General features: G+C 42.4%; 25 protein-coding genes and 1 pseudogene. 11 read left to right on the plus strand and 15 right to left on the minus strand.

Going from position 1 to position 26,044, the window contains the following annotated elements; genetic code table 11:
- Positions 1–6 precede the first annotated feature (6 nt).
- The 11 genes and pseudogenes from moaD to fdhD form a co-directional block, all read right to left on the minus strand.
- Positions 7–240, minus strand: coding sequence for a molybdopterin converting factor subunit 1 (moaD, locus tag GNT69_RS04765; protein WP_203553784.1), 234 nt, complete (start codon positions 238–240; stop codon positions 7–9).
- The gene (locus tag GNT69_RS04770) at positions 233–700 is read right to left on the minus strand and encodes a molybdenum cofactor biosynthesis protein MoaE (RefSeq protein ID WP_203553785.1); all 468 of its coding nucleotides are present in this window, start codon (positions 698–700) and stop codon (positions 233–235) included. Before GNT69_RS04770 ends, moaD begins: the two co-directional genes overlap by 8 nt.
- 38 nt (positions 701–738) lie before the next feature.
- Positions 739–2,661 carry a molybdopterin biosynthesis protein gene (locus GNT69_RS04775; RefSeq protein ID WP_203553786.1) on the minus strand — a complete coding sequence of 641 codons (1,923 nt, stop codon included), beginning with the start codon at positions 2,659–2,661 and terminating at the stop codon, positions 739–741.
- Positions 2,662–2,675: 14 nt separating this feature from the next.
- Positions 2,676–3,908: a molybdopterin molybdotransferase MoeA gene (locus GNT69_RS04780; protein ID WP_203553787.1), complete on the minus strand. Its 1,233-nt coding sequence runs from the start codon at positions 3,906–3,908 to the stop codon at positions 2,676–2,678.
- 32 nt (positions 3,909–3,940) lie between these two features.
- Positions 3,941–4,540, minus strand: a complete 600-nt coding sequence (mobA, locus tag GNT69_RS04785; RefSeq protein WP_203553788.1) for a molybdenum cofactor guanylyltransferase — start codon at positions 4,538–4,540, stop codon at positions 3,941–3,943.
- A gap of 30 nt (positions 4,541–4,570) precedes the next feature.
- Positions 4,571–5,380, minus strand: a complete 810-nt coding sequence (locus tag GNT69_RS04790) for a formate dehydrogenase accessory protein FdhE (RefSeq protein WP_203553789.1) — start codon at positions 5,378–5,380, stop codon at positions 4,571–4,573.
- A gap of 135 nt (positions 5,381–5,515) precedes the next feature.
- Positions 5,516–6,223, minus strand: coding sequence for a formate dehydrogenase subunit gamma (locus tag GNT69_RS04795; RefSeq protein WP_203553790.1), 708 nt, complete (start codon positions 6,221–6,223; stop codon positions 5,516–5,518).
- On the minus strand, positions 6,216–7,046 hold the full coding sequence (locus GNT69_RS04800; protein WP_203553791.1) for a 4Fe-4S dicluster domain-containing protein: 831 nt from the start codon (positions 7,044–7,046) through the stop codon (positions 6,216–6,218). The genes GNT69_RS04795 and GNT69_RS04800 overlap by 8 nt, the downstream gene beginning before the upstream one ends.
- Positions 7,046–9,439: pseudogene (fdnG, locus tag GNT69_RS04805) on the minus strand (formate dehydrogenase-N subunit alpha); the annotation flags it as partial. The gene GNT69_RS04800 and the pseudogene fdnG, both read right to left, overlap by 1 nt.
- A gap of 12 nt (positions 9,440–9,451) precedes the next feature.
- The gene (locus GNT69_RS26145; RefSeq protein WP_203553792.1) at positions 9,452–10,024 is read right to left on the minus strand and encodes a twin-arginine translocation signal domain-containing protein; all 573 of its coding nucleotides are present in this window, start codon (positions 10,022–10,024) and stop codon (positions 9,452–9,454) included.
- A gap of 121 nt (positions 10,025–10,145) precedes the next feature.
- Positions 10,146–10,931: a formate dehydrogenase accessory sulfurtransferase FdhD gene (gene fdhD, locus GNT69_RS04815; RefSeq protein WP_203553793.1), complete on the minus strand. Its 786-nt coding sequence runs from the start codon at positions 10,929–10,931 to the stop codon at positions 10,146–10,148.
- Between the two features lie 490 nt (positions 10,932–11,421).
- Here fdhD and pdxK point away from each other — a divergent pair, with 490 nt between their 5' ends.
- The 10 genes from pdxK to GNT69_RS04865 all read left to right on the plus strand — a co-directional run bounded on the left by pdxK (position 11,422) and on the right by GNT69_RS04865 (position 20,306).
- Positions 11,422–12,246, plus strand: a complete 825-nt coding sequence (pdxK, locus tag GNT69_RS04820) for a pyridoxine/pyridoxal/pyridoxamine kinase (RefSeq protein WP_203553794.1) — start codon at positions 11,422–11,424, stop codon at positions 12,244–12,246.
- 51 nt (positions 12,247–12,297) lie between these two features.
- Complete coding sequence (locus tag GNT69_RS04825; RefSeq protein ID WP_203553795.1) at positions 12,298–12,645, plus strand: YojF family protein; 348 nt, start codon at positions 12,298–12,300, stop codon at positions 12,643–12,645.
- A 25-nt stretch (positions 12,646–12,670) separates the two neighbouring features.
- Positions 12,671–13,336: a bacillithiol biosynthesis deacetylase BshB2 gene (bshB2, locus tag GNT69_RS04830; RefSeq protein WP_203553796.1), complete on the plus strand. Its 666-nt coding sequence runs from the start codon at positions 12,671–12,673 to the stop codon at positions 13,334–13,336.
- A 203-nt stretch (positions 13,337–13,539) separates the two neighbouring features.
- Complete coding sequence (locus GNT69_RS04835) at positions 13,540–13,974, plus strand: cytochrome C (protein WP_203553797.1); 435 nt, start codon at positions 13,540–13,542, stop codon at positions 13,972–13,974.
- A gap of 118 nt (positions 13,975–14,092) precedes the next feature.
- Positions 14,093–15,973: a Sec-dependent nitrous-oxide reductase gene (gene nosZ / locus GNT69_RS04840; RefSeq protein WP_203553798.1), complete on the plus strand. Its 1,881-nt coding sequence runs from the start codon at positions 14,093–14,095 to the stop codon at positions 15,971–15,973.
- Between the two features lie 71 nt (positions 15,974–16,044).
- Positions 16,045–16,611 carry a hypothetical protein gene (locus GNT69_RS04845; protein WP_203553799.1) on the plus strand — a complete coding sequence of 189 codons (567 nt, stop codon included), beginning with the start codon at positions 16,045–16,047 and terminating at the stop codon, positions 16,609–16,611.
- A complete protein-coding gene (gene nosD, locus GNT69_RS04850; protein WP_203553800.1) occupies positions 16,608–17,918 on the plus strand; it encodes a nitrous oxide reductase family maturation protein NosD in 1,311 nt (436 codons plus the stop codon). The genes GNT69_RS04845 and nosD overlap by 4 nt, the downstream gene beginning before the upstream one ends.
- Before the next feature lie 26 nt (positions 17,919–17,944).
- On the plus strand, positions 17,945–18,742 hold the full coding sequence (locus GNT69_RS04855) for an ABC transporter permease (RefSeq protein WP_203553801.1): 798 nt from the start codon (positions 17,945–17,947) through the stop codon (positions 18,740–18,742).
- Positions 18,739–19,401: an ATP-binding cassette domain-containing protein gene (locus tag GNT69_RS04860; protein ID WP_203553802.1), complete on the plus strand. Its 663-nt coding sequence runs from the start codon at positions 18,739–18,741 to the stop codon at positions 19,399–19,401. Before GNT69_RS04855 ends, GNT69_RS04860 begins: the two co-directional genes overlap by 4 nt.
- Positions 19,402–19,403: 2 nt before the next feature.
- Entirely contained in the window at positions 19,404–20,306 is a 903-nt protein-coding gene (locus GNT69_RS04865) for a FixH family protein (RefSeq protein WP_203553803.1), read from the plus strand.
- A gap of 682 nt (positions 20,307–20,988) precedes the next feature.
- Here the strand turns inward: GNT69_RS04865 and GNT69_RS04870 are convergent.
- Positions 20,989–21,843, minus strand: a complete 855-nt coding sequence (locus tag GNT69_RS04870; protein ID WP_203553804.1) for a Cof-type HAD-IIB family hydrolase — start codon at positions 21,841–21,843, stop codon at positions 20,989–20,991.
- A 96-nt stretch (positions 21,844–21,939) separates the two neighbouring features.
- Positions 21,940–22,596, minus strand: a complete 657-nt coding sequence (locus tag GNT69_RS04875; RefSeq protein WP_343206454.1) for a DNA alkylation repair protein — start codon at positions 22,594–22,596, stop codon at positions 21,940–21,942.
- Positions 22,597–22,825: 229 nt separating this feature from the next.
- Between GNT69_RS04875 and GNT69_RS04880 the strand changes: the two genes are divergently transcribed.
- Positions 22,826–24,178 (plus strand): YjiH family protein, encoded by a 1,353-nt coding sequence (locus GNT69_RS04880; protein WP_239094014.1) that lies wholly within the window; start codon positions 22,826–22,828, stop codon positions 24,176–24,178.
- 41 nt (positions 24,179–24,219) lie between these two features.
- Here the strand turns inward: GNT69_RS04880 and GNT69_RS04885 are convergent, their stop codons facing one another.
- Both GNT69_RS04885 and ybaK read right to left on the minus strand, forming a co-directional pair.
- Positions 24,220–25,311, minus strand: coding sequence for a PRK06851 family protein (locus GNT69_RS04885; RefSeq protein WP_203553805.1), 1,092 nt, complete (start codon positions 25,309–25,311; stop codon positions 24,220–24,222).
- 139 nt (positions 25,312–25,450) lie between these two features.
- Positions 25,451–25,927, minus strand: a complete 477-nt coding sequence (ybaK, locus tag GNT69_RS04890) for a Cys-tRNA(Pro) deacylase (protein ID WP_203553806.1) — start codon at positions 25,925–25,927, stop codon at positions 25,451–25,453.
- Positions 25,928–26,044 lie beyond the last annotated feature (117 nt).

Below are 26,044 nucleotides of genomic sequence, written 5' to 3' on the forward strand. Positions count from 1 at the left end.
AAAACATTAACCGCCACTGACTGGCGGGATAAAGGCAACAACATCCCCTTCTTTGACTACTTCTTCATTCGGGGCAAACTCTTCATTAATCGCGGTCATCGCTTGATCAAGCTTTTGCAAACCGTATTTTTCAGCAACGATTTGCTTTACCTCTGCGACCGTCTTGCCCGCGGCATCGATGGATACGGATTCTTCGCCAGCTTCATCACGTAAATGGGCAAAAAAGAGTACTTTAACCATTTTTTAAATCATCCTCCCCTGGTTTTCCCGTTGGATATGCGACTGTTTCAAGTTGGTTGCCGACCCATTCTTGGCCGTCTTCCCAATGTTCCTTCTTCCAAATCGGCACAATTTCCTTAATACGTTCAATCGCATAGCGATTGGCTTCATAGGCATCAGCACGGTGCGGTGTTGAGACGGCAATGACTACGGCGATATCGGTAATATCAAGGCGACCAACACGATGGGTAATTGCCACTTCAGCACCAGGCCAGCGCTCCTTTATTTCACTTCCGATTTGCTCAAGCTTTTTCACTGCCATTGGTTCATACGCTTCATAAACTAAGTAAAGGGTCTTCTTTCCCTTTGTCAGCTCTCTGACCGTCCCAATGAACGTTGTAATCGCTCCAGCATTGCGTTGAACTACTTTATCAATCACCGCTTGAATGTCTATATTTTCTTTTGCAATTTCATACATCATTTTCGCTCACCTCATGAATTTCAATAAATAACCAACTTCTAACTTAAAAACAATGGCTGCGCATCGCTTACTACTTTATAGCCGCCGATTTTATCCACCTCTGTTTTAAACGCTTCTGATTGAATGACAGACACGAGCCAGCGGCCTTTTTCACTTTCAAAGAAAGCTTTCGTCATTAATAGATCATACGATTCGTCCGCAACAGGGAGAAAGTCAAGATTCATCGCTTTTGCCGCTGGATAAATGCCTAGCCCTGCGGCGCGTTCATTTCCTTTGACCTCAGCAGCAACACTTAAATGGGAGAACATTTCTCGGTCATAGCCATTAATTTCTTCGGCAGATAACCGTTGTTCTTTTAAAAATAAATCAAATAAAATCCGCGTTCCTGCTCCTTTTTGCCGATTCGCAAAATCAGCTTGTTTGTCTGCTAAATCGTTGACGCCTTGTATATTTAACGGGTTTCCCTTCGGCACAATCCACCCTTGCGTACGCTTTAAAAAGGGATAGAGCACAACCTCTTGGCCGGCAAGGAATTTTTTTACGTACGATAAATTGTACTCTTTCGTCTCGGGATCTAGCAAATGAATGCCCGCTACATGGGCTTCCCCTTTTCTAATTGCCATTAAACCAGCCATGCTGCCAACATGGGAAGAAACAATTTTCATGTTTGTCTGCTCATTTTTAAGCGCGGAAGAAAGCAGATCAATCGTTAAATCATGGCTACCTGAAAAGACAACCGCATTCATGATTTCGTCTACCGGTCGGAGCAGTTCCATCTCGACCGTATCTCCCTGCTCAAAGCCTAACTGCTCTGGTGGCACGACGAGCAACCCGTCGGCACGAACGAGCGACATCGTCACTCCTGCAGCTCTTGTTAGCGGATTGGCAATAAATTGTCCATTCACATAGCCGATATTCATTCGAACAAAATCCTCTGCCCCCATTGTCGAAACGATGCGGCGGCCAAGCTTGACTTGCAGCTTTTGCCGTGCTGGAACAGGAATTTGTAAGTACTGACAAATAAGTGGTCTCACAAACCATTCTAGTGTTAAATAAGCAGACACCGGATACCCAGGGACACCGATGACGATTTTTCCGTTAATTTTTCCAAGGACAACTGGTTTCCCTGGTCTCGTTGCGACCCCATGCGTGAAAACCGTGCCGAGTTCAGCGATGATGTGCACCGTGTAATCTTTTGAACCAGCAGAAGAACCAGCATTAATGACAACGATATCGGACACTTCAACCGCTTGTAAAAGTGCAGCCTTAATGCTTTCAGGATCGTCATGGACGATGCTGTTCAACTCAGGCTTGCCGCCCCATTCTTTAATATAATTGGCAAAAACGGTGCCGTTAAATTCAATGATGTTGCCCTCAGATAAAGATGCATCTGCCTGCACAAGCTCATTTCCCGTCGGAATAATCGTAACGACCGGCTTTTTGGCAACAGGAACTTCGGTAATTTGCGCCGCCAGCAAAGCACCTAAATCAACAGACCTTAATTGATGTCCTTGAGAAAACAGCATTTCCTCCTGGACGATGTCTTCCCCAATTGGGCGAATATGTTGCCACGGCGTCGCCGGTTCAATGATTTCAATCGTTTCCTCATCGATCACTTGGACATTTTCAATCATGATCACCGCATTAAATTTTTGCGGAATCGCGTTCCCAGTATCAACATAGACAAATTGTTCACCCTTTTTTAAATGCAAGGGCCTTTGTTCATGTGCTTCATATGTATCTTCTGCATAAACAGCAATCCCATCCATCGCCGAAGCATGGTAATGCGGCATGGAAACATTGGCGAAAATCGGTTTAGATGTCACTCGACCAAGGGCTTCGCTCGTTGGGATAAGCTCGGTTTCCGGAAGCAAGCGGGCGGCTTCAAGGATTTCATTCAGCGCTACTGCCCTAGGTTTGTCCTCCAAATAAATTTTCCGTTTATATCTCTTATCAACCATCTTTACGCTCCCCCTTATTTCGTTGCAATGACAGGGACATATTCTCCCTGTGCGACTCCCTCTTTTTCAGAGCTGATTTCGACAATGCCATCGCTTTTTACAAGCGTTGTAATTAAACCAGATTTCCCGATAATCGGCTCTGCCCACCACTCACCATCTTTCTCTTCCAGCCGAACACGCACATAATCCGAACGACCTGGTGCCGAGGCAATGTTTTTGGTGATTTTCGCATAGATTCGGTCTGGCTTTGTTTCCAACCGTTCTCCCTGCAGCTGCTTAATAATCTTCTCTCCGAATAATTTAAAAATAATCATTGCTGACGCTGGGTGGCCTGGCAGTCCAATGACTGGCTTGTTATCGGCTACGGCCAAAATGGTCGGCTTTCCTGGCTTGATTGAAATTCCATGTACAAACACTCCAGGTTCACCAAGTGACTGAATGACCTCAGTCGTATAATCTTTTGCCCCGACTGAGCTTCCGCCAGATAAAATGAGGATGTCAGCCTGCTCATAAAGCTCACCGGCCTTCGCGGCGAAAATCTCGTAATCATCGGTCGTAATTCCGCCGTAGATCACTTCAACGCCCCATTCGCGCGCCAAACTAGCAACGGTTAAATAATTGATGTCGCGAACTTGCCCAATCGCAAGCGTTTTCGTATCATAAGGAACGATTTCGTCGCCTGTTGATAAATAGGCGGCTTTGATTGGGCGATATACTGGCACCTCAGATATCCCAAGCGAGGCGAGCGCGCCAATTTCTTGCGGACGCAACTTCGTGCCTGCTTCAAGCAACACCTCGCCCGCACGAATATCTTCCCCCGCACGGATGACATTTTCTGCAGGTGCGACTTGTTTATACGTATTTAGTAATCCACCAATCTCTTCGCAATGCTCAATCATGAGGACACTATCACTGCCAGGAGGAAGCATTCCTCCTGTCGGCACGTAAATCGCTTCTCCGCGCGCTAGGGGTATCGTTGCTTCTTCGCCCATTTTCACTTCGCCTGCCACCGTTAAAAAACCAGGCATCGATTCAGACGAGCCATAAGAGTCTTTGGCAAACACTGCATACCCATCAACTGTCGAACGATCAAAGCCGGGGACATTTTCACGGGCAATGATGTTTTCAGCAAGAATGCAATGAAGGGCATCTTCAAGAGCGTAGATCTCCACCTCCCTCACTTTTGAGATTTTTTCCTCAATTAAGGAAAAGGTTTCTTCCACGGTTTTCACTTTAAAGAAATGCATCTCCACTCCACCCTTTCTTCCGACAAACGACGTTATTCCCCTTTTTCAATCCACTTTTTCGCATGCTCATATTCATCAGGATAATTCATGTTATAAAATACTTTATCAAAATGAACATCTGTTAAGCTTTGCAATTCCTCTTCATCGACAAACCGGACATTCAATTTGTCGAACAGAAACAGCATTTTCAGTCTGTCTTCTTTTATAGATAACTCTATTTCTGGGATGATTCGCTTTTGATAAGCAGCCATGAGCGGATGCCGTCTCCCACCAATAAAAGGAACGAGCGCATCATAATGTTTTAAATTTTTCACAAGGTTTGCTGCTAGCTCAGCCGATACAAACGGCATATCACAGGCAACGACAATATTCTCTTCATAATCAGAGGCTATTAAACCAGCATGGATACCAGCAAGCGGTCCTTTGCCTGGATAAATATCGGAAACCATGCGAATATTTAAAAACTCGTATGAATCCGGATCATTCGTGACAAGAATGATCTCATCAAACATAGATTTTAATTCCTGGCTGATTCTTTCGATATTCGTTTGCTCATTAAATGGGAGAAGCGCTTTATTCGTTCCCATTCTACTTGATTTCCCGCCTGATAAAAGAATAGCCCCTGCTCTCATTGATTCGCACCTTCTTTAGTATAAACTACTCTAGTTTGTCTCTGCTTTTCCAGCTAACGCTTTGTACCCATTTTCTTGGGCAATAAAATCAAGATGAATCGTGTTTAAATCAAGCATAGCAGAAGACGGCTTAGAAATGAATTGCCTCGTATCAATAACTTTTACGTAGCCATGACATTTTTCACAAACTTGAAGTTGCGATGTCGCTTCGCCTTCAATCTTTAAGTATTTAATTTCATTATGGTCATTATTGCCGCAATGAGAACACATAATCCGCTTCTCTGGCCAGTGTGCTTGACAGCGCGGGCAATGGATGACCTTTTTACCGTTCTCCTCAAGCTGAGCTAAGCGAACAGGCTCGCCGCAAACCGGACAACCAGCTCCTGGAACCGCCTCGGTAATTTGCTCCTGAAGCACTTCAGCCGTAAGCTGTAAAAACGGACGAAGCGCTGTTTCTGCTAAAAACTGCGGAACCCATTCCTCCAAGCCATTTTCTTCGGCATACTTTTTAAAATAAATCTCATTAAATGCGAACGCTTCATCAATCCAGCGAATCGCTGTTTCTTCATTTAAAAGACTGTCTAGTTTCGTGAGTTTCTGTTCTAATTCTCCATTGTTTTCAATTAATAATCTCTTTATTTCATCTATCCACTGTATGAATAGGGTAATGTCGAAATCAATTGTCGTCAAAGCAGCCGCTGGCACCCCTGCTTCGATTGCAGCTTTATCCAACTTCGGTTGAATAATTTCTCGGTTGAGGCTTTGCTTCCACTGTTCCTGAAGCTTGACAATTTTCTTTTGCAAATTCTGGTATTCCTTTGAAACAACGGACTTTTTCATTGCTGCAGCACCTCTTTCAATTTTCGCCTATTTAGATGTATTTTCCTTTATTGTCTTTCATTTTCTTCGATTTATCAAATCAATATCTAAACCAATGGCTGTCCTGTTACAGACAGCCATTGATGATACATTTAATTAAGCACCTTGCTTTTTCTTTTCTTCCTCAATATCAACATCAGGGAAGTTGCCTTTTTTCACTTCTTCTTCATACCATTCTGTGTGGTGATCCTTCGCCCACCATGCAGGTACTTTTCCATTAATAACGCCTTTAACTCCAGGTTTCGAGTTTTTATGAATCGCAGCGAGGTACACATGACCTAACGCGACCGCAAAGGCAAGGCCGAAGCCAACATTATGGAAGAAGTAGCCCCATTGAACGACCGCTTTCGGGAAATACTCTGGAAACCACATCGTAAATCCTGATGCAATCAACATAATTGCACAAACGATTTGTAAAATCGAGTTGACCTTCTCACCAGCATTAAAGAACGTTTGTTTTATATGCTTAAATCTAAGCCCAAATAAATCCTTCGCGAACTCGGTAAAAAACTGCAAATCACGCTTTTTCCAAGTAACAAGCTCTTTCATCCACAGGAAAAATCCCTTTGGATCAAAGATTAGCCAAATAAACGTTGGCAGGATAAACGTTACCGCAAAGATTCGATGAAGCAAACGGGCATTTTCCGGTCCACCAAAGACGGCATATAAGAAGTTAAACCAATCTGTATACATCGGCAATGCAGTAATATACAGGGCAAAGAAAGAAATCCCGTTGACAGCATGGGCAATGACGAACGCCTTCGAGAAGCGTCTTACTTCTACTGGAGCAGCTTGATTACTCATGGCTGTCACCTCCATCTTCTTTCGCTTGGTTGTTCTTTTTATCAAAGTATTTATTTCCTACATACGCACTAGCAAGCGCCATTAACACACCGCCAACCATCGCTTTTCCGATTGGCTGCGCATAATCTTTCCAAAGGACAGCAGAAGTTGGAACTTTTGGATTTTCAGGCATACCGTAGACAGATGGCTTTTCCGCTAATACGTATACCGTATGCGTTCCGCCTACCCCTTGTGGGTTATAGACCATTGCATTTGGATAGCGGTCTTTAATCTCGTTCACACGTTGCTCTGCCTTTTTAAGAATATCTTCTTTTTTGCCAAATTCCATTGCTTCTGTATGACATGTTGTTACACAAGCAGGTTGCAAACCTTCTTCAAGGCGGTCTGTACACATTGTACATTTATGAGCCTTACGGTACTCCTTACCGTTTTCATCTTTGTACGTTTTTAATTGAACGACATCGAATGGACAGTTTTGGACGCAATAGCCACAGCCAACGCATTGTTCCTGATCGATGACAACTGTACCAAATTCTGTGTAGCTAATCGCACTTTCAGGACAAACCTTCTCACATGCTGCATCGACACAGTGGTAGCAAGATGTGTGACGGAATAAATAATCTAAACCGCCTTTTGAATTCTCATGTTCAACAAACTGAAGTACATTCCAAGTGTCTGCTGTTACATTAATATGAGACTGCTCGCTCCCCAGGAATTCCTGGGGCTCTGCAGGAAGGTCATTCCAGTTTTTACAGGCGACCATACAGGCACGACAGCCATCACATTTTGTTACGTCAACGTATTTTACATATTGAGTTGCCATTAGTCAGCCCTCCTAACATCACAGAGGAATGCCTTATATTCAGGAATCGTCGAGTTTGCATCCCCGATATGAGGTGTTAAACGGTTTGCTGTGTCCCCTGTTGCATATCCTTTAAATCCAAAATGCCAAGGCATCCCGATGTGGTGAACGGTTTTTCCGGCAATATTATAAGGCTTAAAGCGTTTTGTAATCATCGCATAAGCTTTGATCTCACCCCGAGCCGTGCTTACCATCACTTTATCCTTATTTTTGATTCCTTTTTCTTTTGCAAGTTCTTCACTAATTTCAATATACATATGGCCAACTAATTCTGATAACCACTCTTGATTTCGTGTCATCGAACCAGACTGCCAGTGTTCACTTACCCTGTAAGTTGTTGCCACAATCGGGAATTCACTAGCTTCTCCCTTGAGGTTGAAGTCGCCTTCATGGATCTCAACTGCTGGGTTTAAGTCTTGACTTGACATCATATTTGGAACCGGGCTTTCAAATGGCTCATAATGCTCTGGGAATGGACCGTCATTAAGTGGAGCAAAAAGACCGCCTACTCCATCGGCAAGCATAATGAATGGGTCGTCGCCACCTGGATCCGAAGGTGCCTTTGTTGCGACAAAGTCAGGAATATCATTGCCTGTCCACTTCTGCTGAGCTTCGTCCCACCAAATAAGCTTCTTCTCCTCGCTCCAAGGCTTCCCATTTAAGTCAGCTGAAGCACGGTTGTAGACAATTCGGCGATTGGCCGGCCAAGCAAATGACCAGTTTAGGAAGTTGCCGCCGCCAGTGTCTTTACTGTCGCGATTCTTCGAACGGTTTTCTCCTTCTGCTGGATAAAAACCAGAGTAAACCCAGTTTCCACAGCTCGTCGTTCCATCATCCTGAAGGGCACCAAATCCAGGAAGCAATTCGCCTGTAGTCAGATCGTAGCCATTGATTTCCCTACAAACAAGATCGATATCCGGATAACCATCACCATAATCCCAAGCGATTGCATTGACTGGTTTAGCCACCGGTGTATTTTGATTTTTATACAATGCTTTAATTTCCAGCATTAAATCATTGATGATTTTAAGATCGCTAACTGAGTCGCCCTTTGGAGCGATTGCTTTCCAACGATATTGCATCCACCGAGAGGAGTTCGAGACACTTCCGTCTTTCTCATAAGAAGATGCAGCTGGAAGGAAGAAAACTTCCGTTTGAATGCTGGCTGGGTCACTTCCTGCCTCTTTCTGCCAGAAAGCAGATGATTCTGTCTCCCAAAGATCAACCGCCACCAACCATTTCAAGTTGCCCATCGCTTCTTTTTCTTTGCCAGCATTCGGGCCGCCGACGATAGGGTTTGTCCCGAATAAGAACGCACCTTCGAGAACGCCTTCGTACATCGCTTTAAATAGATTAATATGTGAATAGTTTTTATTTCCTTTCGGTAAATAGTCGTAAAGGAAATCATTTGCTTTCGTTGCGTTATCGCCATACCAAGCTTTCAGCATGCTGACAAGGAACTTCGGCTTATTGCTCCAATATCCTGCACCTGGTGTTTCATTTTCATTGTAATCAGCTAATGTTGCATTCTGTGGTTTTGCTGTCGGCATTCCGACGTATCCTGGGAGGATATGGTATAATAATCCAAAGTCTGTCGAGCCTTGAACGTTGCTCTCGCCGCGCATCGCGATGAGTCCGCCACCTGGCAGCCCAATATTCCCTAAAAGCAGCTGAATGATGCCGAATGCACGTACGTTTTGACTTCCAACTGTATGCTGAGTTGTTCCCATTGCGTACATAATTGTACCTGATTTCCCTACTTGGCCTGTAGAACAGAATGTTTCACAAATATTGAGGAAGTCCTCTTTCGCTGAACCCGTGATGGAAACAACTGTATCCACATCATAACGGGAATAATGTTTCTTCATTAACTGAAATACACTTCTTGGGTGCTCTAGTGTTTTATCTTCTTTTTTCGTTCCATCTTCATTTGTTTCAAATGCCCATGTAGAGCGGTCATACTTTCTCGTTTCTGCGTCATAGCCACTGAAAAGGCCATCCTCAAAATCAAAGTCTTCTTTCAAAATAAACGAGGCGTTTGTATAGTTCACCACATAGTCTTTATGGTATAGTTCGTTATCAAGGCAATACTTAATCATTCCGCCCATAAAAGCAATATCTGTTCCTGAGCGAAGCTGGGCATACATGTCTGCCTTCGACGATGTTCTTGTAAAACGAGGATCAACGGAGAGGATCTTTGCTCCTCTGTCCTTCGCTTTCGTTAACCATCTAAAGGAAATCGGATGGTTTTCAGCAGGATTCCCACCCATGATCAGGGCAACATCCGTGTTCTGAATATCGCTCCAATGGTTTGTCATTACTCCACGTCCTACTGTAGGTGCCAGACCGGCAACCGTAGAGGAGTGTCATATTCGTGCCTGGTGCTCTAAATAATTAACTCCAAGCCCTCTCATCATTTTTGTAAGCAGGTAACATTCCTCATTATCAAGAGCGGCCCCACCTAAGCTCGCAATCGCTTCTGTTCTATTGACAGTGAAGCCATCTTCTTTTTCAATAAATGTTTTATCGCGTGTTTCTTTCACACGTTGTGCAATGGTTTTATACATCCAGTCCCAATCTTTTTCTTCCCATTTATCACTGCCTGGGGCACGATACATTGGTTTTGTTACACGCTTCTCAGAAGTATAAACTTGTCGAATTGTTGTCCCCTTACTACAAAGAGTTCCTTCATTAATTGGATTATCTGGATCTCCTTCTGTATAAACGACTGTTTCATCATTTGTGTGAACTAAAATTCCACAACCAACACCACAAAAGCAACAAATCGTTGGCGTAACAGTTGTTTTCGCGATTTTAAATTCTTTTGTTGAGGCATGTACTTCTTTTTCATTGAAGCCAAGCTCAACAACAGCTAAAGTTGCTGCCGTTGCACCAGTCAGTTTTAAAAACTGCCGGCGATTCAGGTTCATTTCAACCATTTTTTTCTCTCCTTCCCAATTTTAAATACACAGCCCTTATCCCTTAAGGTGTTAAACATGATGCATGAAAAGATCATGCATTTATATAACCAGCTAGTTCGAAGTGAAAACTAGCATGCTCTCAATTAAAAGCAGTGAGAACCTCACCCCTTTCAATTGCTACTGGCTTGTCGGAAACATCATCGTGTACTCTCCCCGCTGATGTATAAACCGTCGCCATCTTGCCTCTTAAATAACCGACAACTTCTATATTTAAAAATCTTGCTAACTGGACAGCCTGCTTCGTTGCGGCTGTACGTGAGGCGATGACCGCAAATCCATACTTTGCCGCCTTCGATAACATTTCATAAGAAACTCTGCCAGTTGTCAGTAATACGAGTTTTTCTGGTTGCAATCGTTTCCTGAGAGCGTAACCAATTATTTTATCAACCGCATTGTGCCGCCCAATGTCTTCGCGTACCTCAATGCTGCCATCTTCATGAACGATGCATGCCCCATGCATGCCGCCCGTTTCCAAATATAATGGTGAGTTTTGCGCAAATTCACTACGCTTTTTTAATAGATAACTCATTGTATATTTTGCTCGTGAGCTAATTTTTTGAAAGTTCTTCACATCTGTCATTGAGAAAAAAGTGACACCTCGGCCACAACCAGCTGTATAATGCTTCTTTTTTGAAAACATTTGCTCAGGATCAAACTCATTTATTAAAGAAATATAGATTGAGCCTGTACTTTCGTTATATTTAACAGATTCGACATCATCTACGCCTTCAATTAACCCCTCTGCAAACAGATAGCCATAAGCCCAGTCGACGAGATCATGCGCGGTTAACTGAAACACAGCAATTTCATACCCATTTACAACTAAATTGATTGGATACTCATCAGGACAACCTTTCTTAAGCATCTCCATCCCCCCTTAATGGTGCCATTCCCTTACAATTTCACTTTTTCAAATCCCCTTGAACTCTTACTTTCTATTAAAAATACAGTTTGTAATCATTTCATCATGTAAATAGTTTTATCTCGTACTTCCAATTTACCGGAAAAACATCTAGTAAAACCGACTTAATTGTTACAATCCCTTATCGATTCTATGTCTAATTTGTGGAGGGGAAATATAACATTTTTTTGTATGACCAAAAAATGAACGTCATTTTTATACTTCTCTATCCTAAGATAAGTAAATCGTTTTAGCTGTTACTTTCATCACAATTTAGACAAAAATTTATTTATTTCTGGTGAAAATGTCCTAGTCAAACTTGATAATTTATTGTATTGTGCTTAACCACTTTTTTAAAAACCACTACAATCGAGTTTCTTTGTATCATTAATGTCAAGTGGTATAATCATAAAAGATATGACATTTCGTGTACTTCAGGGAGGAAGCAAACAAAATGACGATGAAAAAGGTATTAACAATTGCAGGTTCCGATTCAAGCGGAGGTGCTGGAATTCAGGCGGACTTAAAAACATTTCAGGAGCTTGGTGTTTATGGAATGACCGCTCTTACATCAATCGTCACTATGGATCCAAGTGATTGGCATCATCTTGTCTTTCCACAGCCAGTCGAGCATGTAGAAAAACAGTTAAACACAATTTTATCGGTTGGCATCGACGCGATGAAAACGGGAATGCTCGGTTCTGTTGACATCATTGAACTTGTTGCACGTAAGATTGATGAACATCAGCTTGAGCGGGTCGTCATTGATCCAGTCATGGTATGTAAAGGAGAAGACGAAGTCCTCCAGCCTGAAAATACCGATGCAATGAGAGAACTTCTCTTGCCACGCGCAACCGTCGTTACCCCAAATTTATTTGAGGCTTGGCAGCTAGCGCAAACGGGTCCAATAAAAACGGTAGAAGATATGAAGGAAGCCGCAGCGAAAATTCATGATCTTGGAGCAAAATACGTTATGATTAAAGGCGGCAGCAAACTTGAACATGAGAAAGCCGCCGACCTTTTATATGATGGAAAAGAGTTCCGTCTATACGAATCTGAGAAATTTGCGACGACGTACACACATGGAGCTGGATGCACATTCGCTGCAGCCATTACCGCTGGCCTTGGAAAAGGATTACCAGCTGAAGAAGCGTTCACGCTTGCGAAAAACTTTGTAACCGAGGCCATTCACCATGGATTTAAACTGAATGAGTATGTCGGACCTGTCATGCACGGTGCCTACAATCGCTTTGAGGCTGGCCGTACAGTGACTGAATAGACAAACGTCACTAAGTTTGAAACATGTTGGCTGTGAAAAGGAGGAGAAACGATGGATCCGGTCAATGTTAAAATCGTACAAGATGCATTAGACCATCTTGTCAATAAAGAGATTTACATTCATCTTGAAACAACAAATGGTGCTTACGCTTCGCATCATAACCAGGATTTTTTCTCGGCTGGTGCGTTTCTTCGCAATGCGAAAATCACTTATGAACGAGCGAAAATCACTGGAAGTGGGCCATATCGAATCGGTCTGAAAATTCCGTTCGGCTGGGTTTACGCAGAAGGAATTACCCACTTTGAAGTGGATGAGAAAGAAAGGCTTTTGCTTGCTGGACATGACAATGACGGCAAACTTGCTGTTGCCCTACAGCTAAGTGAAACGCCTTTTGAATAACGTTTGAGAGGAGCGTTGAAAGCAAATGGAAAAAGAACGACACGTACTGGTTGTATTTCCCCATCCAGATGATGAGGCATTCGGCGTTTCTGGGACGATCGCTTCCTACATAAACATGGGCACACCGCTTACTTATGCTTGCCTGACACTCGGTGAAATGGGGCGGAATATGGGGAATCCTCTATTTGCCAATCGAGAAACACTTCCGAGCATCCGGAAGGAAGAGTTAAAGGAAGCTGCCCGTGTACTAGGAATCACCGATTTACGTATGCTCGGTTATCGTGACAAAACAATCGAATTTGAGGACTCAGACAAGCTTGCTAATCAAATGCTTGAATTGATTAAAGAGCTGAATCCTTCGCTAGTCATCACCTTTTATCCTGGCTATGCAGTACACCCGGACCATGATGCGACCGGAGCCGCCGTCGTCAAAGCGGTCGAAAAGCTTCCTGCCGAACAGCGGCCGAAACTACATTGTGTTGCGTTTTCAAATAATTGTGAGGATAAGATTGGTGATGCAGACATTGTCCATGATGTCAGCGCCAGCGCACAGGTCAAATTAGATGCGATTCGCGCCCATCGTTCGCAAACTCAATTCATGGTCGAGCAAATGGCCGAAGGCTTAAAGCAACAAGACCCGGAAATGATGGCCCGCCTTTATTTTGAACGATTTTGGACCTATACATTTTAAGGATATGACTGAACCGGGAGAAATCCCCGGTTCTTTTTTATCCAAGAATCTCCTATCCATTCCCCCACAAAACAATACCCTTAAATTCCCAATTCACAAATCGTTCACATTAACCGAATGAAAGTGTGAGGTACGTCACATTTCAAAACCCCTTCTCGCGTTAGGATGAAATTGTAAATTCATCAAAGGGGGGAAAAACAGCAGTGTCAAATTCAGTTGCTATTTTTATCATTTGCGCAATACTAGGACTCGGTATTGGATTTGCTGGGTTTGAAATCGTTAAAAAGAATAACGCTCAACCAGTAAGTACACCGACTGAAACCGCTGTCACAGAACAAACGGAAGACAATCCAGAAACACCTGTTGCGGAAACCGTTTCTGCAAGTGGCGAAGTGTTAAATGCACAAGGGTGCATAGCGTGCCATGCCGTATCATCACTCAATTTAGAAGGTGGTGCCACAGGTCCAGACTTATCACAAGCCTTTACGAACGTTGAGGGAAAACATGGAAAGCCGCTTGATGAGTTCTTGAAAGAACCAACATCCGCTGTCATGGCGTCGGTCATTAGCGGAAACCCGCTTTCTGACGAAGAAGTTCAACAAGTGGTCGATGCACTTCAAGAAGCAGCAGAGAAATAAAACGTACTTCATAACTTCACTCACATTTTTATCGTCTTAAAAACTTCCAACAACAAAGTACCTATACATCTGATGATCAATATAATGAACCAATAAAAAATTAAGGTGGTGCAATTGCATGAAGAAATGGATTCCCCCGGTAGCGGGGCTCGTTACTGGATTGCTTGCAGCGACTGTGTTTTTCGCGGATTTCTCGCCGCAAACCGGGCAGCAAGCAACTGCAGATAAAAGCAATTCCAATAAAACAAATGCTGAAAAAGTTTATGTACCGTTAGGTGAAAAAGATGAATATTACTTGATGGCATCTGGTGGACACTCTGGTCAATTATTCGTTTACGGAGTACCTTCGATGCGCAAAATCCGTACCGTTCCTGTCTTTACTCCTGATCCAGCAACAGGATATGGCTATGATGAACATACGAAAGAATTACTTGGTGACTATACTTGGGGAGACTTCCACCATCCAGCCATATCTGAGACTAACGGCGAATATGATGGAAAATACCTATTTGCAACCGATGTTGCTAATAGCCGTGCGGCCGTTTTAAGTCTAGAAACATTTACGACAAAAGATATTATTGAAGTTCCAAATACAAGTGGGCCGCACTGTGCAGCGTTCGTAACCGAGAATACAGAGTACATTTTCCTCCCTACTCGTTTCGCTGTGCCAATTGGCAGTGAATACGCATCTTTAGATGAATATAGTGAGACATATCGCGGTGTTATGTCTGCCTTAACTTTTAATGAAGAAACAGAAAAGCTAGACATTGCTTATCAAGTTGCCCTTCCACCATGGTCATACGACCTATCTGACGCTGGGAAAGGCATGTCAGGAGACTGGGCAGTTATCACAACTTATAACACAGAAGAAGCAACAACAAACCTTGAAATTAATGCATCTCAAGCAGACCGTGACTTTATTGTTTTATTTAACTGGAAAGAGCTAGAGCAAAAGATTGCCGATGGCGAATATGACGATGTAACTGGTCAAAAAATGATTTTCCCTGAAAAGCATAAAGGCGGGGTTTATTTAGTTCCTGTTGCCAAATCTCCACATGGTGTCGACGTAACACCAGATGGCACTCGCTTCATTGCATCAGGTAAATTAGCGCCAGCAATGACGGTTTTCTCTTTTGAAAAAGCATTTGAATCAATTGAAAATGGGGATTTTGACGGCGAACGAAACGGCATTCCAATCTTAAACTATGATTCTGTCGTTGAAAGAGAAGTAGACCCAGAGAATGCACTTGGACCACTTCACACTCAATTTGATGAAAAAGGCATGGCTTATACAACAATGTTCATCTCCTCAGAAGTCGTTAAATGGGATCCGAACACAGGTGATACATTAGACCGTGTTTCTGTTCATTACTCACCAGGCCACTTGACGGCAGCTGAAGGTGATACCGCAGCTCCGCACGGAAAATACCTTGTTTCGTTGAACAAATTAGCGAAAGACTTGTACTTGTCTGTCGGTCCATCACACCCAGAGTCGATGCAGTTAATTGATATTTCTGGTGACAAGATGGAAATCATTCAATCAGCACCAGTTGATCCTGAACCACATTACGCACAAATGATTCATGCAGATAAAATCAACACAATCACTGTTTATCCAAAGGATGAAAACAACCCTTATGCCGTATACAACCAAGAAGATACGCGAATTGAACGAAAAGGCAACGAAGTTCACGTATACGGAATTGCGATGCGTTCGAAGTTTGTCTTTGACGCTAAAGCGGAACGTCCAGACGTCATTGAAGTGAACGAGGGTGACAAAGTATTTCTTCATCTAACGAACATCGACTTTGACCAAGACATCACCCACGGTATGGCGATTAACCAATATGATTTTAATATCGAAGTTCAACCTGGACAAACAAATAGCATTATTTTCACTGCCGATAAAGCAGGCACGTATCCGTTGTATTGCTCGAACTTCTGTTCAGCATTGCACCAAGAGATGACAGGTTATTTCCTCGTAAAACCAGCAAAATAGTCATAAAAACAAGGAACTGGGTATCGAATTCATTTGATACCCTCTTCCCTTAGGAAAGAGGCGTTTAAACGATGAAAGGAAAAAAACTTTCAACCGTGTCCTCCGTTTTCATTGCGGTAGCTGCATTCCTCATTTTCGCTTCAATTTTTCTCCCATGGTGGAAAATGGAGTTCTGGGCACCCCAATACCCGGAGGGCTTAAACATTATCGTCTACCCTGATAAATTGGAAGGCGACATCGATAATATAAATGCACTTAACCATTATATTGGGATGAAGAGATTTAGCGAAGAAAACTTTCCTGAGCTACAGTTTCTAACTTATTTAATCGGTGGCCTAGCTATTCTCGTGTTACTAGCTGCCATTATTCGTAAAAAAGCATTTTTATATGGAGTGATTGGATTGTTTGCTGTTGCCGGCGCAGTAGGCGTATGGGATTTGCGACGCTGGCTCGTTGACTTCGGGACAAATTTAGATCCAATGGCACCAATTACAATGGAACCGTTTGTTCCGCCGATTGTAGGGGAAAATACGATTGCCAATTTCATCACTTATAGTTCCTTACAAACTGGTTCCTATCTTGTCGTACTCGCATTTATTCTTTTACTAATTCCCTTATGGAAGGATCGAAAAAGATGAAAAAAATCCTGAGCCTGCTCGTTTTCTCTGCCATCATTCTCGGCCTCAATCCAAGCAGGCCGGGAGCTACAGAAAACTTGCAAATGATGATTGATGAAGCAACACCTGGCGCAACCATTCAACTCGAAGGAAAAACTTATGAAGGCAACCTCTCAATTGATAAACCACTAATATTAATCGGGACAGACGACACAATTATTAGAGGAGATGCAACAGGCAATGTCATTTCCGTTCATGCCGAGGGCGTTACCATTGAGAATCTCACAGTTGAGAATAGCAGCATGAGTCGGAATTCTCCTGAAGAATATGCAGCCATTAAAGTATATGAGAACGGCAATACTCTTCGCCACTTGACGATTCAAGACTCCTTTCATGGCATCTATTTAAGTCAGGCACATGAAAATACCGTCGATCATGTTACCGTTTTTGGCGTAGGCGATGGCACGATTGCCGCCCAAGGCAACGGAATTCATATCTACTATTCAAATAATAATTATCTTAGCAATAACACGATTGAAGGTACCCGTGATGGAATGTATTTTGACTATGCGAATGGAAATATTAGCGTAAATAATCAAATTTCAAGAACAAGATACGGTCTTCACTATATGTATTCGCATCGGAACGAATTTAAAAACAACATATTCACGTTAAATACAGGCGGAGCAGCCATCATGCTCTCCGATGAGCTTAAACTCGAAAACAACCAATTCATTTTTAACTATGGACACCGTTCATTTGGACTTTTCCTCTTAGATTCGAATGACAATGAAATTGTGAACAACACTTTCTACATGAATCAACGCGGCTTATATATGGATCAAGCAACACGGAATATGATTCGTAACAATTACATCCATCAAAACCAAATCGGCATTGAATTTTGGGGAAGCTCCAACGAGCAAACTTTTACCGAAAATTATATTGCTGATAACACCTTGCCCGTGATTACCGTTGGTGGTATGGGAATAAATAACGTTTGGAGCAAAGATGGAATTGGGAACAACTGGGGTAGTACTTTCCCGCTTCTTGACCTGGATCAGGATGGAATTGGAGATGGTTCAGCTGTCTATCAATCCTCTCTATACGAACTTATTGAGGAGTCAGAACTTACTTATTTTTTCTTGAAAAGCCCAGCAATTGCCATATACGAGAAAATGAATGCACTGTTAAATAACACCAAGGTAATGTTTGAAGATGAATATCCACTTGTTGGCACTCAATCAAAGCAAAGTTTTATCTGGCCTGCCCTTCTTTTAATTATCGGGCTAACGATTCTGTTTCGAAAGAAGTTGGGTAAGAGATAAAAACACGAATAGAAGGGGAAATTACGATGAACTATATATGGAAGGAATGGAAAGAAAGCATTCGCAGCAAAGGATTATGGCTTTCATTGGGAATCATTATTATTGTTTCGCTGTTTATGCTGTCCCGCGCCCAAGATTTTGGGTTTGAACAGGGCTATTACGTTTTACTCATCAATTTATTTGAGAGTCTCATTTACTTTATACCGATTCTCTGTCTTTTCCTCGGAGCCTTTTCGGTCTTCCAAGAAAAAGAGCAGAAAACACTTGTTATGCTGTTAACAAAACGGGAAAGCACACTCTCATTCTTATTTAAGAAAAGCATTGCGATTCAAGTAGTCTTTGTTCTCCCAGTATTTGCTTGGTTTTTCATCTTCTTAATTCCGGTGAAATTTTTCTTTACTATACAATTTGCTGATTACTTTCTACTCGTTGCTGCATTAATTGGCTTAATGCTAGTGTTTACACAATTGGGGGTAGCAATCGGCAGCATTAGCCGTTCAAGAATGCAAATTACTGGGATTGCTGTTGTGCTATGGTTTTATTTCTTTTTCTTACATGACTTCGCGCTTTTATCGATGCTGCCGAGTGTTACGCATGACAATGTTCAATTGTTTTCAATTGCTTATTTTCTAAATCCGATTCAAGCCGTGCGAATGTTTTTAGAATCTGCACTCGGACTTTATTCATTTGGAAATATGTCACGTTTATTAGAGTCGTTTATGTGGTTAGCACCATCGTTGTTCTTTATTTTTAATCTAATGATCTGGCTTTTAATCTCTTTTGGCGGCGCTGTCTTGCTCCACAGGAAGGAGGGTTTTGAGTGATTGATGTAATGAATCTAACCCAATCTTTTGATAAAAAAACGGTGCTTGACGATGTTTCATTAACGATAGAAAAAAATGAAATTTGTGCTTTAGTTGGACGAAATGGTGCGGGGAAATCGACTTTTATCAATAGTTTGCTTGGTCTTCTCCCAGTGAAGTCAGGGAAAATTACAATTAATAGCAAAGCACAAACGAAAAAAGTAAAAAATGAGATCGCTTATTTGCCGGAGAAATTTATGCTCTACCCCTCCCTAACCGGCTATGAAAACATGCAGTTCTTTGCAAAGGCAAGTACAGGAGCGGCTAATGAAGATAGAATAAAAGAACTTTTAACATCTGTTCGGCTTTGGGAGGATAAAGACAAGCAAATCAAAGGCTATTCGAAAGGAATGCTACAACGTCTTGGGTTGGCCATCACTTTATACCAAGATTCGGACATTATCATCCTCGATGAGCCAACGAGTGGCATTGATCCTATTGGCCGCAAGGAAATCTTAGATATACTTAACCAATTGAAAAACAAAACAATTCTCTTATCCTCCCACCATCTTGATGAGATTAGACAACTTTGCACCCATGTTGCCTACTTGGATGAGGGGAAAATAACGAAATACCCGGTTGAAGAGTTTATTAAACTTCAACATTTAGGAGGAATCTAACCATGAAAAAATGGTCACTAACACTCGTATTTTTACTTCTGCTAGTTCTTTCTGCCTGTAATGGAGCACCTAGCTGGGAATTGGAAGTGACACAAGAGCCAGCATTTATAAAAGATAAAGAGACACAAATGTTTATTACGGTCACTGAAGGTGGCGAACCAGTGACAGGACTGGATATTAACGTTGAACTCGCAATGGTCGACATGGATCACGGTACAGTTGAGGCCAAGTTTGAAGACCTTAGTGACGGAACATATGCAACGAAAATAGACCTTCCGATGGCTGGAAAATGGGAAGCTGTTTTTGAGCTAGAAAAAGACGGCGAAGAAGCTGAGAAAGTGATTGAGCTCCAAATCGAGGATGCCGGCGGTGTTGCGGCGATTAATGGTGAGTGGATTACGAAAGAGGACGTCAACTTTTACCGTTTTATCAATGATCTTCACCTCGAAATGGCTCGTGAAACCGATCGAGAAAAGTATACTGGCCAGGAGCTAGAAGATGCATTGGCTTACTGGGATTCACAGGAGAAAGTAATTGATAATCAAAACATGCTCGTCTCGCAAATTATCCGCCTTCGTGCAATGGCCATGCTCGGCGAAGAAAAAGGTCATCAAGCAACCGAGGCTGAAGTAAATGCAGAACTCGAAAAAGTACGCAGCCAATATGAAGAATCAGAAGTCGCGACACAAATGATTGCTGAGTACGGCGAGGACCGTTTTTGGGCTTATCAGCAAGAGCAATACAAGCGAATCGTATTGACGCAAAAAGTCCAAGATGATGTCGTCGAACTCGTTAAGCAAGATAACCCAAATGCCAGCGAACAAGAAATCCAATTTAACGCTCAGAAGAAATACGAAGAGTTACTCGTTTCGCAAGTAGAGTCTTTGGATATTGTGTTGTTGTAATGATTGAGACTCGCTTTGCTGTTTTAATGGTTGAGCAGTCCGAAGGATACGCTCTTTCAGACAGACTTGACTCTTTTTTCAAGAAGTCTGTCTGAAGGACACGCTCGTTCAGACAGACTTGACTCTTTTTTCAAGAAATCTGTCTGAAGGATACGCTCGTTCAGACAGACTTGACTCTTTTTCCAAGAAATCTGTCTGAAGGACACCCTCTTTCAGACAGACTTAACTCTTTTTCCAAGGAATCTGTCTGAAGGATACGCTCTTTCAGACAGACTTGACTCTTTTTCCAAGGAATCTGTCTGAAGGACACCCTCTTTCAGACAGACTTGACTCTTTTTCCAAGAAGTCTGTCTGAAGGACACGCTCTTTCAGACAGACTTGACTCTTTTTACAAGAAATCTGTCTGAAGGACACCCTCTTTCAAACAGACTTGACTCTTTTTCCAAGAAATCTGTCTGAATGATACGCTCTTTCAGACAGACTTGACTCTTTTTACAAGAAATCTGTCCGAAGGATACGCTCTTTCAGACAGACTTGACTCTTTTTACAAGAAATCTGTCTGAAGGACACGCTCTTTCAGACAGACTTGACTCTTTTTACAAGAAATCTGTCTGAAGGACACGCTCTTTCAGACAGACTTGACTCTTTTTACAAGGAATCTGTCCGAATGACGACAACGCCCCTACAAAACCTCCAAAATCGCCTGCGCGACGCCATGTTCGTCGTTTGTTCCGGTGACGACGTCGCATTCCATTTGGATTTCAAACCCGGCATTGCCCATTGCAACTGCTCGTCCGACTCGGGCGAACATCGACAAGTCATTGCCATTATCGCCAATCGCCATCGTTTCTGACAGTTCGATCCCTCTTGCTTTGACAAATGCCTCAAGCGCTACTCCTTTTTGCGCGTCCACACTGGAAATTTCTATATTTAAATGTCCAGACGAACTGATCGCAAGCCCAGGAAACGCTTGAAGAGCCTCCTTGCCGCTTGCTTGCTCTGCCTCATCTAGAGAAAACGCTAAAAGCTTATAAATTTGATGCTCATCATCCGCAAAAAGCGTATCGTAATCATCGACTATATGGACAAGCCCTTTACTAAAACGTTTTTTCGCTCCTTCAAGGAGCATTTCCATTGGTGCCTCTGGGTTGGCACTAGCAAAAATATCAACAATCGCCGATATCGCTTTAGCCTCGTTATTCGTGTATGTGCCTTTGTTTGTATACACTTCAAAATAAATGCCCAAATCACGTAAAATTGTTGCTGCTTTCTCTACTAGCTCGTTTGGCAATGGATTCGTGGCAATCAATGAACCATCCTTCGAGCGCACGTCGGCCCCATTTGCACAAATGATTGGGCATTCGATGCCACCTTCGTTTAAAACAAATATCGCTTCCTCATACGACCGCCCTGTCGCTACAACAACTTCCACTCCTTGTTTCTGTGCTTTTTCAATTGCCGCCTTATTCTCAGCAGAAATTTGCTGATTCGAATTCAATAATGTTCCATCCATATCAATTGCGATACATTTAAACATGTTTTCACCTTCACATTCTATAATTGTTAAGTACATTTTATCGTAGATAGGCTCATCTAACCATCTGTGGGGAACTGACTAAATAGTATTATTCCATCAGCTCAAATATTTGCTCCCTTCACGCACACTTAGTGGAGCTAAACGATTCTCCTTAATAAAAAGTTTAACCGAATTTGGATTCGTTTTCGAGTATTCCCTCAATGCCCAACCAATTCCCTTTTGAATAAAAAACTCCTTGCTATCCGCATTTAGTCTAATAAAATGGTATAGCCTTGCCTCATCAGTATTCTCTTTATATTTTAACTGATAGAGAATCGCCGTTCTACGAAGCCACATATTTTCCGCCACGGCCCACTCATCCACTCGCGCCACAAGTTTTGGATAGTTAGCAACGATCGTTCCCACAGGTTTCTGCGCCAACGTATCAACAGTATCCCACCATGATTTCGTCGTAATAAGTGTTTCCAATAAGTCCATTTTGGTTTTAGGCAATCTTTTCTGCAAATGAACGATATAATCGATGGCAGCCAATTGAAATTCACGCTCTGGCTGCTTCCATAATCCAAGTACAAACTGCTCATCGAACGGCGCTTTCAATCTTCCCGATTGCTGAAAATAAGCTTTCTGAATTTCCCGTCTTTCCGTTGCTTTAATCCCGAAGAAAGGAAAATGATTCTTCATATATTTGCTCATATACACCGCATTTTCTGGATTAGCTTTCTCAGCAAAACATTTCCTTAATTGTTCCACCACAGCACTCGCCCCCTTTCAAAAACTTAAACTTCTTTTAAAACTAAACTTTCAATATTGTTAATCTGCGATAAAATGAAACTCCCATCAGTGTTAATTTGTGATTAATAACAATCAATCTCCCGGGAAATAATATACGGAATAATCAGATTGGCTAAACCGGTTGGCAAATACATAGTCATGAATTAAAATGAACAGGGCTTAATAAATATGTAGTTAAGGATGAGTATCATTGGATAAAGAATTACAAACGAAAAAGAATCTTTTTACTTTTATTGTACCGTCTTTCATTGGCATCTTCTTGTTTATGATTCCAATTGTCTATAAAGATCAACTGACGATTCCGATTGCGATTTTGGCGGGAGCCGTACAAGATTTACTTGCTGATTTCCTGCCTGAAATTATGGCCTTCATTATCGTACTCACAGCGATCGGGACGATTTTAGCGAAAACAGTGCGGGCAGACGTTTTGAACCGCAATCTGTTTTTAAAAACGCTTTTCGACGTTCCAACAATCTGGTTTATTGCCAGAATTCTCGGGGCCATCTTTGCTGTCCTTGTTCTCTTTCAATGGGGACCAGAAGCGATTTGGTCGGAAAACACGGGTGGTCTTCTTCTCTATGACCTGCTCCCTGTTCTGTTCGCGATTTTTTTATTTGCTGGGCTATTTTTACCTTTGTTATTGAACTTTGGCCTGTTAGAATTATTCGGAACTTTATTGACGAAAGTGATGCGTCCACTTTTTAAACTTCCTGGAATATCGGCCGTCGGTAGTATGACGTCATGGCTTGGCGATGGCACGATTGGTGTGATGCTAACGAGCAAACAATATGAACAAGGGCTATTTACGAAGCGTGAAGCAGCGATCATTGGAACGACCTTCTCTGTTGTTTCGATTACATTCAGTCTCGTAATTATTTCTCAAGTTGGACTCGCTCATATGTTTGTCCCCTTTTATTTAACCGTGACTGTCGCCGGTTTCGTAGCAGCGATTATCATGCCGCGAATTCCGCCGTTATCACGTAAGCCTGACACTTATTATACAGAAAAGAGCAGTGATTACTCCGAAGATGAAATTCCTGCTGGCTATAATTTATTTACATGGGGAGTTCATCAAGCCGTTGCAAAGGCGAGCCGCAATCGTGGCTTGAGTGACTTCTTTTTCTCTGGAGTGAAAAACATCCTTGATATGTGGATGGGCGTTGCTCCGATTGTCATGGCGCTTGGAACGGTTGCCTTGATTGTAGCCGAATATACGCCGCTTTTCCAGTGGCTAGGCATGCCATTCATCCCACTTTTAGAATGGATGCAAGTACCTGAGGCAAAGGCTGCATCGGAAACATTGGTTGTCGGATTCGCTGATATGTTCCTTCCATCCGTTCTTGGAGCAAGCATTGAAAGCGAAATGACACGATTTATTATCGCTTCCGTATCTGTTACACAGCTTATTTACATGTCAGAAGTAGGTGGCTTGCTATTAGGTTCGAAAATTCCCATTTCTTTTTGGGAACTATTCGTTATTTTCCTCCAGCGTACGATTATTACGCTGCCAATCGTCGTGCTAATCGCCCACTTTATCTTTTAAAAATAATGCGAGCACTCGAATCCGTTCGAGTGCTCATTTTGCTATTTTACCGCCAATTTTTCAATCTCTTTATTCAAGGCAACTGTCAGTTCATCGATTTTCCGATAATCCATCGCTCCTTTATAAATCGCTTCAAGCTCTTCATGGAGGCTTTTTGCTTTTGCCAGCGAGGCAATCGCTTTATTCATATTTGCCCGATAACGACTGGAGCAATCTTGAATTTCCGCATCGTATTTCTCATCTGTTCCTTGGGCGATAATCGTTCCGTACATATCGACAATCTCATCTGTTTCTTTTTCAGGAAAATATTCATGTGGAGCGGTACTATCGAAAATCGCAAAACCAAGCTCACGGACGATAATCATGTCAAGACTATGAGGATCAAACCCGCAATGATAAACTTCCGTATCAAAGCCGCGTACTTCTGCTTCTGCGGCAATCTTCTTCAACATCGTCGACTTGCCTGAACCTGGGCGACCTTTAATGAAGTAACGCTTCGAAAGCCCCTCCGTTATATTCGGGACAAAATCAACCGCCCCTACTGGTGTTGCTGCACCGAGATAACGATGATAAACATCTGCTTGCTTCTCAAGGTTTTTGCCTTCGAAAAGTCTCGCAAGCAAATCCTCTGTCAACTCGTTTGCCTTGTTGAAATCCATGTTTTCAATGTAGATTTTCTCCCATTCATCATGGACGCGAAGCGCTTCAGCAAAAGTTTCATAGGCAGCTTTGAAAGCTGCGCTTCTGTCAGTTGACAGCAATTCAATCTCCTCTTTTTGCGCTTGCAGTTGGTCTGAATTCCAGGCAACCCCAAGATTTACATATTCTTCAACAACGCCAGGCAACGTCGGTTCGATGACGTGAGGGGCCGTTCCATCGACAATCCCTACCCCAAGCGAGCGGAAGATGACACCATCAATCGATTCATGATCAGAAGAGCAATGCAAATACTCGACATCATAGCCCTTGTCATTCCACTCTTTCCCAATCTTTTTCATCAATGTCGACTTTCCTGTTCCCGGTCCGCCTTTTAAAATAAACACGCGTGAAAGTCCTTGTAAATTTGATTCATATAAACTATAAAATCCGCGAGCGGTATTGCCTCCAGCAAAATAATTGAGCACTTTCCCCATGTAAAAATACTCCTTTCAGCTCTGCTAAATTGGTTCATTTTCAGAGTATGCAAGTTTTCATCTCTAGGTGAATGCCTAGCGTCAAGAACAAGCGGATGTAGTCGTATAACAAGGTCGATTTTACTAGCATTGTTAACGGTTATTTTCGAAGTTCTACAAACAACGCCCCAACTGCAGTTTGTAAGTCTTGGGGAGCCAACTCGATTTGCAAGCCGATTTTCCCCGCACTAACAATCAGCTGTGCAAGGGTTTCCGCCTTCGTATCGATAAAGGTTTTATATTGCTTTTTCATTGCGAGCGGAGAACAGCCGCCGCGAATATACCCTGTATATTTCTGGATATCCTTTACAGGCAGCATTTCAATTTTCTTTTCACCCGCGGCCTTCGCCGCCTTTTTTAAATCAAGTTCGGCTTCAACCTCAATAATAAACACATATAATTCCTTTGAAACCCCTTGGGCGACAAGGGTTTTATATACTTGTTCCGCAGCTTTATTGATTTTCGCGGCAACGGCGACGCCATCAATTTTCCCATCTTTATTGTCATAAGTATGAATCGTATAGGGAATGTTTTTCTGATCTAGCAATCTCATCGCATTCGTTTTTACTCCTGCCATCGAACTTTCCTCCACTTTCACATTTCTTCCATTGTATCGTTCCTAACTTATGTTCGGCAATAAGCATGATTTTTCATTCAGCGGAGAAAATAAGGATATTATTGTTCTTTTTAGGAG

The sequence above is a fragment of the Bacillus sp. B15-48 genome, from assembly GCF_016879755.1.
Classification (GTDB): domain Bacteria; phylum Bacillota; class Bacilli; order Bacillales; family Cytobacillaceae; genus Mesobacillus_B.